Origin of the sequence: Pseudomonas lalkuanensis (assembly GCF_008807375.1) — a bacterium.
Classification (GTDB): Bacteria; Pseudomonadota; Gammaproteobacteria; order Pseudomonadales; family Pseudomonadaceae; genus Metapseudomonas; species Metapseudomonas lalkuanensis.
This window is the reverse complement of sequence record NZ_CP043311.1, coordinates 1,222,945-1,239,171: the sequence shown is the minus strand read 5'-3', so window position 1 is coordinate 1,239,171 and position 16,227 is coordinate 1,222,945. Positions and strand designations below refer to the sequence as shown.

Annotated in this window: 15 protein-coding genes; 7 read left to right on the top strand and 8 right to left on the bottom strand. The window is 66.3% G+C overall.

What is annotated here, in order from left to right:
* Positions 1–236: 236 nt before the first annotated feature.
* Positions 237–3,716 carry a hybrid sensor histidine kinase/response regulator gene (locus tag FXN65_RS05885; protein ID WP_151132154.1) on the top strand — a complete coding sequence of 1,160 codons (3,480 nt, stop codon included), beginning with the start codon at positions 237–239 and terminating at the stop codon, positions 3,714–3,716.
* A 110-nt stretch (positions 3,717–3,826) separates the two neighbouring features.
* Here FXN65_RS05885 and FXN65_RS05880 read toward each other — a convergent pair whose 3' ends face one another.
* Positions 3,827–4,279, bottom strand: a complete 453-nt coding sequence (locus FXN65_RS05880) for a hypothetical protein (protein WP_394351275.1) — start codon at positions 4,277–4,279, stop codon at positions 3,827–3,829.
* A 125-nt stretch (positions 4,280–4,404) separates the two neighbouring features.
* On the opposite strand from FXN65_RS05880, the gene FXN65_RS05875 reads away from it, so the two are divergent.
* On the top strand, positions 4,405–4,995 hold the full coding sequence (locus tag FXN65_RS05875; protein WP_151132153.1) for a Crp/Fnr family transcriptional regulator: 591 nt from the start codon (positions 4,405–4,407) through the stop codon (positions 4,993–4,995).
* On the opposite strand, the gene FXN65_RS05870 is transcribed toward FXN65_RS05875, so the two are convergent.
* The 3 genes from FXN65_RS05870 to lysA all read right to left on the bottom strand — a co-directional run bounded on the left by FXN65_RS05870 (position 4,973) and on the right by lysA (position 9,342).
* Positions 4,973–6,703: an AMP-binding protein gene (locus tag FXN65_RS05870; protein ID WP_151132152.1), complete on the bottom strand. Its 1,731-nt coding sequence runs from the start codon at positions 6,701–6,703 to the stop codon at positions 4,973–4,975. The genes FXN65_RS05875 and FXN65_RS05870 overlap by 23 nt on opposite strands.
* Positions 6,704–6,877: 174 nt before the next feature.
* Complete coding sequence (gene zapE, locus FXN65_RS05865) at positions 6,878–7,984, bottom strand: cell division protein ZapE (protein WP_151132151.1); 1,107 nt, start codon at positions 7,982–7,984, stop codon at positions 6,878–6,880.
* A gap of 122 nt (positions 7,985–8,106) precedes the next feature.
* Positions 8,107–9,342 (bottom strand): diaminopimelate decarboxylase, encoded by a 1,236-nt coding sequence (lysA, locus tag FXN65_RS05860; protein ID WP_151132150.1) that lies wholly within the window; start codon positions 9,340–9,342, stop codon positions 8,107–8,109.
* Between the two features lie 119 nt (positions 9,343–9,461).
* Between lysA and FXN65_RS05855 the strand changes: the two genes are divergently transcribed.
* Positions 9,462–10,391, top strand: a complete 930-nt coding sequence (locus tag FXN65_RS05855) for a LysR family transcriptional regulator (RefSeq protein WP_151132149.1) — start codon at positions 9,462–9,464, stop codon at positions 10,389–10,391.
* A gap of 93 nt (positions 10,392–10,484) precedes the next feature.
* On the opposite strand, the gene pbpG is transcribed toward FXN65_RS05855, so the two are convergent.
* The 3 genes from pbpG to FXN65_RS05840 all read right to left on the bottom strand — a co-directional run bounded on the left by pbpG (position 10,485) and on the right by FXN65_RS05840 (position 12,448).
* Entirely contained in the window at positions 10,485–11,429 is a 945-nt protein-coding gene (gene pbpG, locus FXN65_RS05850; RefSeq protein ID WP_151132148.1) for a D-alanyl-D-alanine endopeptidase, read from the bottom strand.
* A 179-nt stretch (positions 11,430–11,608) separates the two neighbouring features.
* Entirely contained in the window at positions 11,609–11,995 is a 387-nt protein-coding gene (locus tag FXN65_RS05845) for a DUF488 domain-containing protein (RefSeq protein WP_151132147.1), read from the bottom strand.
* 12 nt (positions 11,996–12,007) lie between these two features.
* Positions 12,008–12,448 carry a thioesterase family protein gene (locus FXN65_RS05840; protein ID WP_151132146.1) on the bottom strand — a complete coding sequence of 147 codons (441 nt, stop codon included), beginning with the start codon at positions 12,446–12,448 and terminating at the stop codon, positions 12,008–12,010.
* A gap of 96 nt (positions 12,449–12,544) precedes the next feature.
* On the opposite strand from FXN65_RS05840, the gene FXN65_RS05835 reads away from it, so the two are divergent.
* On the top strand, positions 12,545–13,504 hold the full coding sequence (locus tag FXN65_RS05835) for a GlxA family transcriptional regulator (protein ID WP_151132145.1): 960 nt from the start codon (positions 12,545–12,547) through the stop codon (positions 13,502–13,504).
* A gap of 18 nt (positions 13,505–13,522) precedes the next feature.
* Here FXN65_RS05835 and FXN65_RS05830 read toward each other — a convergent pair whose 3' ends face one another.
* A complete protein-coding gene (locus tag FXN65_RS05830) occupies positions 13,523–14,002 on the bottom strand; it encodes a nuclear transport factor 2 family protein (RefSeq protein WP_151132144.1) in 480 nt (159 codons plus the stop codon).
* Between the two features lie 182 nt (positions 14,003–14,184).
* On the opposite strand from FXN65_RS05830, the gene FXN65_RS05825 reads away from it, so the two are divergent.
* Genes FXN65_RS05825 through FXN65_RS05815 form a run of 3 tightly spaced genes read left to right on the top strand, consistent with a single transcriptional unit; the run spans position 14,185 to position 16,225 of the window.
* On the top strand, positions 14,185–14,610 hold the full coding sequence (locus FXN65_RS05825) for a nuclear transport factor 2 family protein (protein WP_151132143.1): 426 nt from the start codon (positions 14,185–14,187) through the stop codon (positions 14,608–14,610).
* A complete protein-coding gene (locus tag FXN65_RS05820; RefSeq protein WP_151132142.1) occupies positions 14,607–15,464 on the top strand; it encodes an SDR family NAD(P)-dependent oxidoreductase in 858 nt (285 codons plus the stop codon). The genes FXN65_RS05825 and FXN65_RS05820 overlap by 4 nt, the downstream gene beginning before the upstream one ends.
* Positions 15,461–16,225 carry an SDR family oxidoreductase gene (locus FXN65_RS05815; protein WP_151132141.1) on the top strand — a complete coding sequence of 255 codons (765 nt, stop codon included), beginning with the start codon at positions 15,461–15,463 and terminating at the stop codon, positions 16,223–16,225. The genes FXN65_RS05820 and FXN65_RS05815 overlap by 4 nt, the downstream gene beginning before the upstream one ends.
* The last annotated feature ends 2 nt before the right edge of the window (positions 16,226–16,227 follow it).

The following is a 16,227-nucleotide window of genomic DNA, read 5'->3' as shown; positions in this document are numbered from 1 at the left end:
GCGAAAGGACCCTGCCGGATGAGTACGTCGCGCCAAGCGGAAGTGCCGTGCAGGTACCCGCGCGGGAAAAACGGAAAGGCGCGGGTGAACCAGCACGCTAGCAGCCCCCGTGCGGGGGCTCAAGAGCGCCTGCGACCTTGGTCGCAGCGGCCTGACGAATTGCCGGCTTTGGTGCGAAACTGCTGAAAGCCGAATTCTCGCGGGCCTGCCCCGCCCCCGTACCAACCGGAGTCGCAATGTCGCTGTCCAGCGGGCTGATCGCCACGGTCGCCTTTCTCTATATGGCAGTCCTCTTCGCCATAGCCTTCTACGGCGACCGCCGCAGCGCGCCGCTTTCCCCGCGCATGCGCGCCTGGGTCTACAGCCTGTCGCTGGCGGTCTACTGCACCAGCTGGACCTTCTTCGGCGCCGTCGGCCAGGCCGCCGGGCAGGTCTGGAACTTCCTGCCCATCTACCTCGGCCCCATCCTCCTGCTGCTGCTGGCGCCCTGGGTGGTGCAGAAGATGGTGCTCATCAGCAAGCAGGAGAACATCACCTCCATCGCCGACTTCATCGCCGCGCGCTATGGCAAGTCCCAGGCCCTGGCGGTGGTGGTGGCGCTGATCTGCCTGGTCAGCGTGCTGCCCTACATCGCCCTGCAGCTCAAGGGCATCGTCCTCGGGGTGAACCTGCTGATCGGCTCCGGCGCCGAATCCGCCGGCACCCGCGCCCAGGACACGGCGCTGATCGTATCCCTGGTGCTGGCCCTGTTCACCATCCTCTTCGGTACCCGCAACCTCGACGCCACCGAGCACCACCGCGGCATGGTGCTGGCAATCGCCTTCGAATCCCTGGTCAAGCTGCTGGCCTTCCTCGCGGTGGGCGCCTACGTCACCTTCGGCCTGTTCGACGGTTTCGACGACCTGTTCGAACGCGCCCGCAGCGCAACGCAACTGGAACACTACTGGTCGCAGCCTGTGGATTGGTCCTCGTTGCTGGTGCAGACGGGCCTCGCCATGCTCGCCATCATCTGCCTGCCCCGGCAGTTCCACGTGACGGTGGTGGAGAACATCGAACCCCGTGACCTGCGCCAGGCGCGCTGGGTGTTCCCGATCTATCTCGCCCTGGCTGCCCTGTTCGTCGTGCCCATCGCCCTGGCCGGGCAGATGCTGCTGCCCGGTGGCGTGATGCCGGACTCCTTCGTCATCAGCCTGCCGCTGGCCGAAGCCCATCCGGCCCTGGCGCTGCTGGCCTTCATCGGCGGCGCCTCGGCGGCCACCGGCATGGTGATCGTCGAAGCCGTGGCGCTGTCGACCATGGTGTCCAACGACATGCTGCTGCCCTGGCTGCTGCGCCGGCAGAACGCCGAACGCCCCTTCGAGGTGTTCCGTCACTGGATGCTCTCGGTACGCCGGGTGAGCATCGTGGTGATCATCCTGCTGGGTTACGTCAGCTACCGCCTGCTGGGCTCCACCGCGAGCCTGGCGACCATCGGCCAGATCGCCTTCGCCTCCATCGCCCAGCTCGGCCCGGCGATGATCGGCGCGCTGTTCTGGAAGCAGGCCAACCGCCGTGGCGTGTTCGCCGGCCTGGCTGCCGGCGCCGCGCTCTGGGCCTACACCCTGGTGCTGCCGGTAATGGCGCGCGGCCTGGGCTGGCCGCTGGAGAACTTCCCTGGCCTGGCCTGGATGATGGAAAACCCCCTGAACCTGCCCATCGAGCCACTGACCCAGGGCGTGGTCCTGTCCCTGGCCGGCAACTGGATTCTCTTCGCCTGGGTATCAGTGTTCTCCCGCACCCGCGTTTCCGAACACTGGCAGGCCAGCCGCTTCATTGGCCAGCAGGTGTCCGCGCGCGCCAGTTCCCGCACCCTGCTGGCGGTACAGGTGGACGACCTGCTGATGCTCGCCTCGCGCTTCGTCGGCGAGGAGCGGGCGCGGCAGAGCTTCATCCGTTTCGCCTATCGCCTGGGCATCAGCTTCAACCCGACGCAGAACGCCAACCAGGACTGGATAACCCACACCGAACGCCTGCTCGCCGGCGTGCTCGGCGCCTCCTCGGCGCGGGCCGTGGTGAAGGCGGCCATCGAGGGCCGCGAGATGCAGGTGGAGGACGTGGTGCGCATCGCCGACGAAGCCTCCGAGGTGCTGCAGTTCAACCGTGCCCTGCTGCAGGGCGCCATCGAGAACATCACCCAGGGCATCAGCGTGGTGGACCAGTCGCTGCGCCTGGTGGCCTGGAACCGCCGCTACCTGGAACTGTTCGATTACCCCGATGGCCTGATCAGCGTCGGCCGCCCCATCGCCGACATCATCCGCTACAACGCCGAGCGCGGCCTGTGCGGCCCGGGCGAAGTGGAATCCCATGTCGCCCGCCGCCTGTTCTGGATGCGCCAGGGCACGCCGCACACTTCCGAGCGCCTGTTCCCCAATGGCCGGGTCATCGAGTTGATCGGCAACCCCATGCCCGGCGGCGGCTTCGTCATGAGCTTCACCGACATCACCGCGTACCGCCAGGCCGAGCGGGGGCTCAAGGACGCCAACGAAGGGCTGGAACAGCGGGTCGCCGAGCGTACCCGGGAATTGTCCAAGCTCAACCAGGCGCTCACCGAGGCCAAGGGCACCGCGGAAGCGGCCAACCAGTCCAAGACCCGCTTCCTCGCCGCCGTCAGCCACGACCTGATGCAGCCCCTGAACGCGGCGCGGCTGTTCTCCGCCGCCCTCGGCCACCAGCAGGACGCGCTGCCCCGTGAGGCCCGCGAACTGGTGAACCACCTGGACAGCTCGCTGCGCTCTGCCGAGGACCTGATCACCGACCTGCTGGACATCTCGCGCCTGGAAAGCGGCCGTGTGACCCCCGACCGCACCGCGTTCCCGCTCGCCTCGCTGTTCGACACCCTTGGCGCCGAGTTCAAGGTGCTGGCCCAGGAACAGGACATGGACTTCCGTCTGCGCGGCAGCAAGCTGCGGGTGGAAAGCGACATGAAACTGCTGCGCCGAGTGCTGCAGAACTTCCTCACCAACGCCTTCCGCTACGCCAGGGGACGCGTGCTGCTGGGCGTCCGCCGTGACGGCGACAACCTGCGCCTGGAAGTCTGGGACCGTGGCCCGGGCATACCCGAAGACAAGCGCAAAGTGATATTCGAGGAGTTCAAGCGCCTGGATAGCCACCAGACCCGCGCCGAGAAGGGCCTTGGCCTGGGCCTGGCGATTGCCGACGGTCTCTGCCGCGTGCTCGGCCACAAGTTGGAAGTACGCTCCTGGCCGGGCAAGGGCAGCGTATTCAGCGTCACCGTGCCCATTGCCCGCACGCAACAGCCCTCCCCCGTCAAGCAGAAGCAGGCTGAAGCCAACGGCCAGGCCCTTACCGGAACCCAGGTGCTGTGCATCGACAACGAGGACAGCATCCTCACCGGCATGCACAGCCTGCTGTCACGCTGGGGCTGCCAGGTCTGGACGGCGCGCAACCGCCTGGAATGCGAGCACCTGCTGGCCGAGGATGTGCGGCCGCAACTGGCGCTGGTGGACTACCACCTGGATGAAGGGGAAACCGGCACCGAACTCATGGCCTGGCTACGCACCCGCCTGGGCGAACCGCTGCCTGGCGTAGTGATCAGCGCCGACGGCCGCGCCGAACTGGTGGCCGAAGTCCACGCCGCCGGCCTGGACTACCTGGCCAAGCCGGTGAAGCCGGCCGCACTGCGGGCGCTGATCAGCCGGCATGTGAGCCTGCGTTAATCGCAATCCCCGCTGGTGGACGTCGCTCGTTACGTCCACCAGCGGGGCCCGCTGAACGCATGAATGGTGGATCGATAAAGCGTGATCCACCCGAACAGCCCCCATGCTGCTCAGACCTCTTCGTCTTCCCGCACCAGCACGCAATGCAGGCCTTCGTCATCTTCGTTGCAGTCGTAGAGATAGAACATCTGCACGTCGCCGGAAGCGGTGACCACCGCAACGAAGTCGCCCGCATCGGCGAGGAAGAAGTCTCGGGTTTCCGGGTCGGCCTGGCACTCGATCAGCGCGGTGACGAAGGCGGAAGGTTCGATGTCGCCGAAGTAGTCGTCGCGCTCCTGCGCGCTCCACTCGGCCGGCGCCTCGAAGTGGCCGGTAAAGAGGATGCGCGCATCGCCCAGGTCATCCTCTTCGGCGTCCAGGTCATTCTCGTCGGGGCGATAGAGGCTGCAGTCCAGGGCGTCGGCATGGCCGAGTACGGCCTGGCGGGCGGCCAGGCGCTTCTGCGGATCCAGACCGGCGGCCAGGCAGATCTGCTCCCAGCTGTCTTGCGGGCGTGGGGACACGGGTGAATTCCTTCTAGGGTGGGGATTGGTAAAGGAGTCTAGTGTCAGCCACGGCGAAGCGGCGGGCAATTCTCCAGTGCTCCGGGCTGTGCTTAGATGAATGCTTCAGCCCCAGGCCGAGCCCCATGATCCCCGCCGACATCCAGGCCCAGTTGCAGGACATCTTCCATGCCCACGGCATGACCGATCCCGGCTTGCAGGACCACCTGATGCAGGTGCTCAAGCTGCGCGACTACGATCGCGACCAGCTGATCATCCGCGCCGGCGAGCGGCCAGCGCACTTCTTCGCGATCATCGTCGGCGTGGCGCGCTACTACTACCTGTCCCCCGAAGGCCGGCAGTGGAACAAGACATTCTTCCGCGAGGGCCAGCTGATCGGCTCCCTCAGCGCCCACCTCAAGCAGCAGCCCTGTACCTACAACATCGCGGCGGTGGAAAAGTGCCGGCTGGCCAGTTTTCCCCTGGCAATCCTCGACCAGCAGGGGGAGCGCTTTCCCCAGCTGTTGCAGATGCAGGACCTGATGGTTCGCCAGATCATGCTGCGCAATGAAGACCGCGAAGCGCTGCTGCTCACCAGCAACAGCGAACAACGCTACCAGTGGCTTCTGGAGCACGAACCGTGGCTGCTGGATCGCGTGCCCCAGTACCAGCTCGCCAGTTACCTGGGCATGGACCCGGTGTCCTTCTCGCGGGTCAAGCGCAAGCGGGTGCGATGACCAGCTCCCGAACCCGCAGGCCCAGCGTCTCGGCGCACGCCACACAGAACTCCCTCTGCCCTTCCGGCACCCCCGTCAGACTTATCCACAACCCGCCATCCGAGTCCTGGGTCACCTCGCAGGCCAGCGTCGGGCACTCGCCGCCAACCCGCTCGCGATAGACGCTGGCCGCCGCCAGCTCCCGCAACCGCTGCTTGAAGATCTTGCCCACCACCGTCACCGGCAGCGCCTCCACCAGGAACACCCGCTTCGGACAGGCCGGACGCTCGGCGATGCGCTCGAACGCGAACTGCTGCAACTCGTCGGCGCTGGCCACCGCGCCCTGGCGCAATTGCACGAAGGCTACCGGCAATTCACCGGCGTACTCGTCGGGCATGCCCACGGCAGCCACCATGGACACCGCCGGGTGACTTTCCAGGCAGTTCTCGATCAGCGCCGGGTCGATGTTGTGGCCGCTGCGGATGATCAGGTCCTTGACGCGGCCGGTGATGAACAGGTTGCCCTCCTCGTCCAGCCGGCCCAGGTCGCCGCTGCGCAGCCAGCCATCCTCCAGCGGCGGCCGTTCCTGGCCGAGATAGCCGGCGAACACCGTGGGGCCACGCACACAGATTTCCCCGCCGTCGATCTTCACCTCGACGGGCACCGCCACATGCCCGGCACTTCCGGGAATCGCCGGATGCTCAAGGTTCGGCAAGGCGATCACCCCGGTGCATTCGGTCATGCCATAGGCCTGGTAGAGCTCCAGGCCGGTCACCGCCTTCACCTTCTCGCACAGGGCCGCCGGCACTGGAGCACCGCCGGACAGCATGAAGCGCAGACTGCCGATGTCATGCCCGGCAACAGGCACCTCCAGCATCGCCGCCACCGACGTGGGAATGCCGCCGCTCAGGGTGATGCCGTAGTGCTCCACCAGACGCCAGTGCTGGCGGATCACCTGCGGATTGCGGAAGCCGCCAAGGGTCGGCAGCAACATGCGCAGCCCGCTGGCCAGCCCTCCCAGGCTGTTCACCAGGGCGCCGGCCACATGGAAGATCGGCAGGCCGTTCATTGCCACGTCCTCGGGTCCCGCAGCCATACGCGCCCGATAGGCGCAGGCGGCAGCCACCTGATTGGCGTGGGTCTGCCGGGCCAGCTTGGGCAAGCCGGTGGTGCCGCCGGTATGGAAGTAGGCGGCGATGTCCCCCGACTGCGGCAGCAGTTCCGGCGGCAGCACTTCGCCGCTGTAGTCCTGCTGCAAGCGGTCGTAGAACAGCTCGCCACCCTGCACCAGCACCGACAGGCACCTGGGCCGCTTCGACAGGCGCTGCGCTGCATTCACCGCCTTCTGCCACAGGTCGGACCCCGGCACCGGCCCCAGGGCGATCACCAGGTCGGTGTCGGCCTTCTCCATCAGGCTGGCCAGGGCTTCTTCGTTCAGCAGCGGGTTGATCGGGTTGGCGATGCCGACGCTCGCCGCCGCCCAGAGCAGGCATTGGCTCTGCGGAATGTTCGGCAGCATCAGGGTGATGACCGGCTTGTGTGCACCCGCCAGGTCCAGCATCAGGCGCGCGCTGCGGTTGAGCTGGGCGAAGAACGCGGCATAGCTCAGCTCCTGATCGCCGATGTCCGCCCCCAGCTCATGGATATAGGTCAGCGCCGGGCGATCCGCAAAGTCGGTCGCGCTGGCCTGCAAGAGTTCATAGACGGTGGTGGGAATCGGGCGGGACATGGCGGCCTCCTGGACCTGCGCGTTGTTGTGTGCCGATTCTTGGGGGCCGTCACGACGGCGGCATTAACAAATGTTAAGAAGGCCGGCTAGGCCTCAATGGGCGGCCAGCGCCTCCTTTGCGACATCGTTCCGCCGTCCCTGCGGCGGCCAAGGACCCGCTCCAGTAGCGCGGCGTCAGAAGCGTTCGAGCTGCATTTCGCGCAAGCGGCTCAGGGTGCGGCGGAAAGGAAACTCCAGATAGCCCTCGGTGTAGAGACACTCCATGGCGACGGCCGCTTCCACGTAGAGCGGCACCCGGCGGTCGTAGCACTCGTCCACCAGGGCGATGAAGCGGCGCACGCCATCGTCATGCACCGACAGCTGCGGCAGCTCGCGGTCACCGGCGGCCACACGCTCGGCGCCATCCTCGGTGCCACGGGCAATGCGTCCTTCGCGGCGGGCAGCGCTGAGGTTGGGTACATCGCCCAGCAGGATCGCTGGAAAGCGGTCGCACAGGACGATGAAATCCAACGCTGCCAGCGGCTGTTCACAGAGGTCGGCGTAGCGGAACCAGGCGGCTGCTGTGCATTGGCGTACCACCGGCACCGGGCGATGGCCAAGCTCCACGGGCTCGTCCGAGACGCCCAGCCCCGACGCCAGGCGCTCGAATACCCCGGCCAGGGCGCTGGGCTGTCGGGGTTCGGCCACCCAGTAACGCTGGTGGGCCGCACCGGGATGCAGGCGATGGTCCTGGCCACCGTCCACCGCCACCACCTGCATGTGCTGTTCGATGGCCTCGATGGCGGGCAGGAAGCGCTCGCGGTTGAAGCCTTTGGCATAGAGCTGCCGGGGCGGCTGATTGGAAGTGGCGACCATGGCCACGCCCTCCTCGAACATCGCCCGCAGCAGGCGGCCCAGCAGCATGGCGTCGCCAATGTCGTTGACGAACAGCTCGTCGAAGCAGAGCACCCGCACCTCTTCCGCCAGTTCACGGGCCAGCGCCCGCAGCGGGTCCGGCGTGCCGGTGAGCTGGAACAGCCGCTGGTGCACCCAGCGCATGAAGTGATGGAAATGCTGGCGCCGGGCCGGGACCTCGAGGCTCTGGTGGAAGCGGTCCATCAACCAGGTCTTGCCGCGCCCCACCGGGCCCCAGAGGTAGACACCGGTCACCTCGCCGGCGCGGTGCAGCGCCTCATGACAGGCCTGCAGGCAATCCACGGCATGGCGCTGGGCCGGGTCCGGCCGGAACCCACCCTGCTCCAGGGCGTGGCGGTAGGCGGCAAGGGGGGATTCGAAGGTCATGGCGCCGCATTGTGCGGATTGGGTCACGGGAAGCAAGGGTCCGCATGTCTGTGGGAGCGAAGTCATTCGCGATGCGGACCCACGGGCCGCTGTGCGGCGGCCCTTCACGAATGAATTCGCTCCTACAGCTCCAGCGCCAGCAGGTCGGCCAGGGGCTGGCGACGGCGGATCAGACGGACGTCATCGCCGTCCACCAGCACTTCCGGCAGCAGCGGACGGCTGTTGTAGTTGGAGGACATGGACGCGCCATAGGCACCAGTGTCGTGGATCAGCAGCAGGTCGCCGACCTGGGCCGCCGGCAAGGCACGCGGTGCCACCAGGCCGCCGTCGTGCTGGGTGAACACGTCACCGGACTCGCACAGCGGACCGGCCACCACGGTCTGGCGCTGCGGGGCGGTGGACGGGTTGCCAGCGGCGTCCAGCAGGCTCATGCCGTGGAAGCTGCCGTACATGGACGGACGCATCAGATCGTTGAAGCCGGCATCCACCAGGATGAAATGGTTGTTACCCACATCCTTCACCGCGCGGACTTCGCTGAGCAGGCAGCCGGACTCAGCCACCAGGAAACGGCCTGGTTCCAGTTCGAGGCGCACCGGGTGCCCGACGATGCCTTCGACCTCACGTCGGGCCTGGTTCCACAGCTCGGCGTAACGCGGGATGTCGACTACCGGATCGCCATCGCGATAGGGAATCGACAGGCCGCCACCGGCGGAAATCGCTTCCAGGTCGCTGCCCAGCTCGCGCACTGCGCCGACCATGGCGCCACAGACTTCTTCCAGGTGGCTGTAGTCGACGCCCGAACCGATGTGCATGTGCAGGCCGACCAGCACCAGTCCGTAATCACGGATCACCGCCATTGCGGCGTCCAGCTGGCTGTGCCAGATGCCGTGCTTGCTGTTCTCGCCGCCGGTGTTGGTCTTCTGGCTATGGCCATGGCCGAAGCCGGGGTTGATACGCAGCCAGACGCGGTGGCCGGGGCTCGCCTGGCCGAGCTGGGTGAGCATGTCGATGGAACCGACGTTCACCTCGATGCCCAGTTCCACGGCGCGCTGGAGAGTGGGGCGATCGAGCAGGTCGCAGGTCAGCACCACGCCTGCCGGTTCGCCCTTGGGCGAGTAGCCGGCCAGCAGTGCGCGTTCGATCTCGCCGAGGGACACCGCGTCCACCTGCACACCCTCTTCGCGCATCAGCCGCAGGATGCTCAGGTTGGAGCAAGCCTTCTGGGCGAAGCGGATCACATCGAAGCCCTTGAGCTGGGCGATGCGCTCGCGGATCACCGCGGCGTCGTAGCACCACAGCGGGGTGCCGTGTTCACGGGCGAGCATGGCGAGGGTAGCGGCGGGAATGTTCGGGCGCATGGCGGCCTCCGGATTCAGGATGGCGTCATGATGGCGAGACGGGATGATTCAATAAAATACCAATTTATGAATATGCCATTCATTATTGATATGTGCTGACATCCGTTTCCGAGCGTCCCATGGACCTTTCCATTCGCCATATCGAAATCTTCCGCGCCGTGATGACCGCCGGCAGCGTCACCGGCGCCGCGCGCCTGCTGTTCACCTCGCAGCCCACCGTGAGCCGCGAGCTGGCACGGTTCGAGCACCTGCTCGGATTCCGCCTGTTCGATCGCGAGGGTGGCCGCCTGGCCCCCACCGCCCAGGGGCTGGCGCTGTTCGACGAAGTGCAGCGTTCCTACGCAGGCCTGGAACGTATCGTCGGCGCGGCCCAGGCCATCCGCCGTTTCGACCAGGGCCAGTTGGCCATCACCGGCCTTCCGGTCTTTGCCCAGACACTGCTACCGGGGTTCTGCCAGGCCTTCCTCGAACGCCATCCGGGTGTGCGCCTGTCCATCAGCGCCCAGGAATCGCCCCTGCTGGAGGAATCCCTGAGCGGCCAGCGGCATGACCTGGGCCTGTCGGAAACCGACCTGCTGCCCCGGGGCACCCGGGGTTCGACCCTATTCGCCGCCGATATGGTCTGCGTGCTGCCGGATGGCCACGAACTCTTGACCCGATCCGAGCTGGAGCTGGCGGACTTCCATGGCCGCCCGTTCATCAGCCTGGCTGGCCTGGACATCTACCGGCAGAGCCTGGACGCCCACTTCCAGGCCGCCGGGGTGGAACGCCGGATGGTGGTGGAAACCAGCACCGCCGCCTCGGTCTGCGCCATGGTCCGTCAGGGGCTGGGACTGGCCATCGTCAACCCGCTGAGTGCGCTGGACGAGGCCGGGCGCGGGGTGCAGATACGCCGGCTACAGACGTCCGTGCCATTCCGTGTGCAACTGATCCGCCCGGAATACCGACCTTCGTCGGCATTGGTGGATGAGGCTGAAGGGGTATTGAAGGACGTCGCGGAAGGGTTGCTGGAAAGGCTGGAATCCCGGCTGCGCGGACTCATACCGTAGGGTGCGCCGCGCACCGGGAAGCCGGCAACTGCCCTCCCCCCAGCCCTCCAGAGGGAGCAGCCCGAAACAGGCCGTCAGGCCTGCCCCATTTCCTCACTGCACGCTGTTCTGCACCGTCGCCTGGCGAATCTGGCTGTCCTTGTACTGGCGGTAGTTCTTCGCCGCCGCGGGCACCGGGCCGCTCTTGCCGGTTTCCAGCCAGCGGCGCATGCGCGTGGCGTCGGCCACGTGGGTGTACTTGCCGAAGGCATCCAGCAGCACCATGGCAACCGGGCGGCCGTTCATGTGGGTCAGCATCACCAGGCAGTGGCCGGCCTCGTCGGTGAAGCCGGTCTTGGTCACCTGGATGCTCCAGCCCGGCTTGCGCACCAGGCTGTTGGTATTGCGGAAGCCCAGGCTGTAGCGCGGCTTGACGAAAGTGATGGTCTTTTCCGGCGTGGTGCTGAGCTGGCTCAGCATCGGGTACTTGCGGGCTTCCTTGAGCAGCAGCACCAGGTCGTGGGCGCTGGACACGTTGTGCAGCGACAGGCCCGTGGGTTCGACATAGCGGGTGCTGGTCATGCCCAGTGCGCGGGCCTTGGCGTTCATCGCCTTGATGAAGGCCGAATAACCGCCGGGATAGGACTCGGCCAGGGCGGTGGCGGCGCGGTTCTCCGACGACATCAGGGTCATCAGCATCATGTCGTGGCGATTCACCTGGCTACCCACTCGAACCCGCGAGTACACACCTTTCATGTCCGGGTTGTCGCGGATGGTCACGGTGATGATCTCGTCCATGGGCTGCTTGGCGTCCAGCACCACCATGGCGGTCATCAGCTTGGTCACCGAGGCGATCGGGGCAACCAGGTCGGGATTGCGGGAATAAAGGACCTTGTCGGTCTTCAGGTCCAGCAGCATCACGCTGCCGGAAGCCAGGTGCAGTTGAGCCGGATCGCGAACCGTTAGCGGCGCTTCCTGGGCTTGGGCCGGAGCACCCGCAAAGACGAACAGGCAGGAACCGAGAACGAACAGCTTGGCGATCGAACTGCGAATTTTCACGATGCGTCCAGTAAAGAAAGTAAGAAAGAAGGAATGAAAAGAAGAGTAAGACCCATACCTCAGAAGTATAGGAATGAAGGCGCCTTAATACTCAGCACCTTCCGTCGACGAGGCGCGATTCTGCGCCTTTGGTCGTAGGACTGCCAGAGGGGAGTGATGGGCGTTTTCCGCCGCGGGAATCAGCGAAGCGACGCGCCGCGCTCGGCCAGCAACTGGCGCAGCAGGGATCGGTGGCAGCGTGCCTCGTTCTCGCAGTAACAGCCCACCGCGAAGTGGCTGCCGTGGGACAGGGCGGCCAGCAGGTCCAGCACCCTCGCGCCCTCCCCGCCTTCCATTTCGGCGCGGTAGCGCTTGGCGAAGCGCGCCCAGTCGGCGTCGCTTTCGGCGGCCTTGCCCTCGGCCATCAGCTCCGCGCTGGGCGCCAGCAGGGGCAGCCAGGTGTCGTAGTAGTCGCGGCTGGCGAAATCGGCCTTGGGTACGCCGCGCGGGGGCCGACGCACGGTGCCGATGCGCAGTCCTTCATCGGCGGCTCGCGGCGTGCCCAGTCGGACGATGCTGATGCTCATTTCCCCTCCTCCTCAGCGGCTGCTGCCCGGCAGCACACGGAAATCCTCGCTTTCCTCCAGGGCCTGGAGCGCTTCCAGCAGGGCCGGCGGCGGCACCACCAGCTTGCGCTGCTCCAGGTCGAACCAGCCGACGGTGGAGGTGACCCGCGCCGCCAGGGTGGTGCCCCGGTAGAACTCGTTGCGCAGCATCATCCGGCTGCCGTCTTCGGACAGGCCGGCCAGGCGCATGCTGATGTCCATCGCGTCCAGCAAGTGGAATTCGCGGAAGTACTCGATCTCGTCCTTCATCACCACCGGCCCCAGGCGCAGGCGACGGAACTCGGACATGGGGAAGCCACGCTCGGCGAAGTACATCATGCGCACGTCGGCAGACTTGTCGAGGTAGGCGGTGTTGCGCATATGGGAGTTGAAGTCCATGTCGCCCCAACCGGCAATGAGGGTCTTCTGATACATGACGAGTCTCCGCAGCAAGGGGTGTGGGGCTCACTTTATGGCCCATTACCCCTTTGCCATACTGGCGCGATTGACAACTTTGGTAGCGATCTCGCCATGAAGCTCACCGTCCTCGCCCTTGAGGGTGTGTTCGACACGGGCCTTGCCACCGTGCTCGACGCCCTCACCACCGCCAACGAGCTCTCCGCCCTGCATGGACTGCCCTGCCCGCGGTTTGAGGTGGCCCTGGCGGGGGTTCGGCCTCAGGTGAAAAGCTCCCTGGGTTTCGGCGTTCCGGTGCGACCGCTGGCCGATTGCCCGACGCCGGAGTGGGTGATCGTCCCGGCCATGGGCTACAAGATGCCCGACCCATTGCAGCAAGCCCTGGCCCGCCCTGACGTAGCCGATGCGGTTGTCGCCCTGCGCCACTGGGCGGTAGGTGGCGCGCGAATCGCCGCAGCCTGCATCGGCACTTTCGTGCTGGCGGAAACCGGCTTGCTGGACGGGCACGAAGCCACCACCACCTGGTGGCTGACACCGCTGTTCCGGCAACGTTATCCACAGGTGCGGCTCGACGCCGGCCGGATGATCGTCAGCTCCGGGCAATTGGTGACCGCTGGCGCCGCCCTCAGCCACCTGGACCTGACCCTCTGGCTGATCCGCCAGACCAGCCCGGAGCTGGCCGCCCTGGTGGCGCGCTACCTGATCGTCGACTCACGCCCGTCGCAATCGGCCTACGCCCTCTCCGACCACCTGGCCCATGCCGACCCGCTGGTGCAACGCTTCGACCGCTGGGCGCGCGAACGCCTGGCCGAAGGTTTCAATCTCGACGCGGCGGCCAGCGAACTGGCCACCAGCAAGCGCACCCTCGCCCGGCGCATCCACGAGGTGCTGGGCAAGACGCCCCTGGCCTACGTACAGGACCTGCGGATCGAACGTGCCGTGCATCTGTTGAAAACCAGCGAACACAGCGTCGATCAGGTGGCCGGGCTGGTGGGCTACGCCGACGGCGTGACCCTGCGCACCTTGCTGCGCAAGCGCCTCGGCAAGGGTATCCGCGAGCTGCGCGCCGGCTGAGCGGCGGGCGCTATTCGTTCACTCGGGCAGTCCGAACCAGCAGGAAATGACCTTGAACTGCTCCGGGATGGGCGCCGTGACCGTTTCGAAGACGCGCCGGTATCCGGTGGACAGAATCTGCCAGGCCCCGTCGCGCTTGACGTATTCGTCCTGGTAGAACGCCGTGCCGTGCACCATCCAGCCGTTCTCCGTGTCGATCACATGATCCTCAAGGTACCAGCTACCCCGGGCCCGATCGGGCGCGACCAACTCGATCTCCGGGTGGTGCCCCTGATGCTTGGACAGCAGGGTCGGACGGTCCATCAGCCCACGTAGCCCCTCTACAAAGCGGGCGCGACCGGAAAAGGCGTACTTGCCGCTGTCCAGCGCGGTGGTCACGTCCTCGGCCACACAGGTTTCGAACAAGGCCCAGTCATGGCAGTCGATCGCCCTGAAATAGCGGTACTTCAGCTGCTTGATCTGCTCGATTTCCAGAAGTGTTTCAACGGCGTCGGCCATCTCTGCTGCTCCATATAAGCGGGAACGCCTAACCTAGCCGGCGCTACCTGGCCACTCATCGTCCGAGGGGACTAGCGCCCTGCGCGATGACCAATAGTCCGATCGGCCGATGCCCCTCTGCCCCGGCGATGCGAGTTTCCCCGCACCTGCAACCTAGCAGGACAAACAAGGAGGCTCCTGGCATGTCCGAGGCATCGCACAAGCAAGCGCTCTATGAACTCGTCTGTCGTTACGCACAGGCGGTGGATAAACGGGACTGGACGGCACTGGCCCGCCTGTTCGCACCCGACGCAGTACTCAAAGGGCCCGGCTTCAGCTTCGACGGCGTTGACGCCATCGTCGCGGGAATGAATGGTCTGGGTCGCTACAGCGTCACCCAGCACCATGTCCACAACCACCTGGCGGAGGTGGAAGACCTCGAGGCGAGTGCCGAAACCTACTGCATCGCCAACCACATCTACGAAGCCGAGGGCGTCACCCGCAAGCTGGATTGGGGCATCCGCTACCGTGATCGCTTCGCCTGCATTGACGGTCTCTGGCGCATCACCTGTCGCGAGCTGCTGCTGGACTGGTCCCAGGACCAGCCCTTGCCAGGAGCCAATCAGTGATCGGGGTCCTGAGCGGCAAGACTGCGCTGATCACCGGCGGCACCGGCGCCCTGGCCAGGGTTTGTGCCCTCGCGCTGATCAGGGACGGTGCCAACGTGGTGCTGCTGGGCCGACGCGCCGAGGCGCTGGAGGCAGCCCGCAACGACCTGCTCGGGCAGGTGCCCGGCGCCCAGGTCGAGTTCTGCGTCGGCGACGCCTGTGAGGAAGCCGACTTGCTGCGGGCGCTGGACCAGGCCTACGACCTTCACCAGCGCCTGGACATCCTGATCCCCACAGTGGGCGGTGGTGGCTTTCGCCCCCTGCTGCACCATGACGCCAAGAGCTTCGCCGCCGAACTCGACGCAAACCTGATGAGCGCCTTCCTCGCCATCCGACATGGCGCCCCGCTGATGGCGCGCAACGGCGGCGGCTCCATCGTGTGCATCTCGTCCACGGCCGCGCAGATGACCTTCCGCTGGCTGTCGTCCTACTGCACCGCCAAGGCTGCCCTGGAAAGTCTGGTGCGCTGCGCTGCCGAGGAGCTGGCCAGCGCCGGCATCCGCGTCAATTCCGTGCGCCCCGGACTATTCCGCAGCGAGGCCACTGGCGCCCTGTTCGCCAGCCCTGAACTCTGCCGGCCGTTCCTCGACGAGGTACCGCTCGGCCGCCTCGGCACACCCGCGGACATCGCCGGAGCCGTGCGTTACCTGGCCGGCCCGGAATCGGTCTGGACCACCGGCCAGAGCCTGGCCATCGACGGCGGCAACGAACTACGCCGCAATCCCCACCTGGACGACCTGGTGGCGGCCATGTACGGCGCAGACGCCATACAGGACGCCCTGGCCGGTCGGGCCCCTTTGAGGAGAGCTGAATGAAACGTGTCCTAGACAAGGTCGTACTGATTACCGGCGCCGCCAGCGGCGTCGGCAAGGCCGATGCCCTTCTGCTGGCCGCCGAAGGCGCCCGCGTGGTGCTGGCGGACATAGACTGTGAGGCCGGCGCGGCCCTGGCTGCCGAGATTGGTGCCGCAGCCCTGTTCGTCGAACTCGATGTCGCCGAGGAACAACACTGGCAGCGGGCAATCGAGCAGACCCTGGCGACCTTCGACCGCCTCGATGTGCTGGTCAATAACGCCGCCATCTGCCCCCTGGGTACGATCGAAGAGGCCAGCCTGCAGCAATGGCGCAACGTGATGCGGGTGAACGCCGATGGCTACTTCCTCGGCTGCAAGTACGGCATCGAGGCCATGAAGCGCAACGCCACCGGCGGCTCGATCATCATGATGTCCTCGGTCGCCGCCCTCGGCGGTCTGCCGCCCATGTGCGCCTACACCGGCTCCAAAGGCGCCGTCACCGCCCTGACCCGCAACGTGGCGATGCACTGCAAGAACAGCGGCTACCGCATCCGCTGCAACTCCATTCACCCCGACGGCATCTGGACACCCATGACCCAGTCCCTGGTGCCCAACCTCGATCCGGTGGCCCTGGGCATCGGCGACAACCCCATGGCACGCATGTGCATGCCGGAAGACGTGGCCAACCTGGTGCTGTTCCTCGCCTCGGACGAATCGCGCTTCGTCAACGGCGCCGAACTGCGCATCGACAACGCACAGACGATCTCCGGCATCGCCGGTTAATC

Bases quoted from the DNA above. Each gene is read 5' to 3' on its own strand.
- FXN65_RS05885 (WP_151132154.1), top strand. From the start codon at position 237: ATGTCGCTGTCCAGCGGGCTGATCGCCACGGTCGCCTTTCTCTATATG.
- FXN65_RS05845 (WP_151132147.1), bottom strand. From the start codon at position 11,995: ATGAGCATCAGCATCGTCCGACTGGGCACGCCGCGAGCCGCCGATGAA.
- FXN65_RS05815 (WP_151132141.1), top strand. From the start codon at position 15,461: ATGAAACGTGTCCTAGACAAGGTCGTACTGATTACCGGCGCCGCCAGC.
- FXN65_RS05835 (WP_151132145.1), top strand. From the start codon at position 12,545: ATGAAGCTCACCGTCCTCGCCCTTGAGGGTGTGTTCGACACGGGCCTT.
- lysA (WP_151132150.1), bottom strand. From the start codon at position 9,342: ATGCGCCCGAACATTCCCGCCGCTACCCTCGCCATGCTCGCCCGTGAA.
- FXN65_RS05870 (WP_151132152.1), bottom strand. From the start codon at position 6,703: ATGTCCCGCCCGATTCCCACCACCGTCTATGAACTCTTGCAGGCCAGC.
- FXN65_RS05875 (WP_151132153.1), top strand. From the start codon at position 4,405: ATGATCCCCGCCGACATCCAGGCCCAGTTGCAGGACATCTTCCATGCC.
- FXN65_RS05830 (WP_151132144.1), bottom strand. From the start codon at position 14,002: ATGGCCGACGCCGTTGAAACACTTCTGGAAATCGAGCAGATCAAGCAG.
- FXN65_RS05825 (WP_151132143.1), top strand. From the start codon at position 14,185: ATGTCCGAGGCATCGCACAAGCAAGCGCTCTATGAACTCGTCTGTCGT.
- FXN65_RS05840 (WP_151132146.1), bottom strand. From the start codon at position 12,448: ATGTATCAGAAGACCCTCATTGCCGGTTGGGGCGACATGGACTTCAAC.
- zapE (WP_151132151.1), bottom strand. From the start codon at position 7,984: ATGACCTTCGAATCCCCCCTTGCCGCCTACCGCCACGCCCTGGAGCAG.
- FXN65_RS05855 (WP_151132149.1), top strand. From the start codon at position 9,462: ATGGACCTTTCCATTCGCCATATCGAAATCTTCCGCGCCGTGATGACC.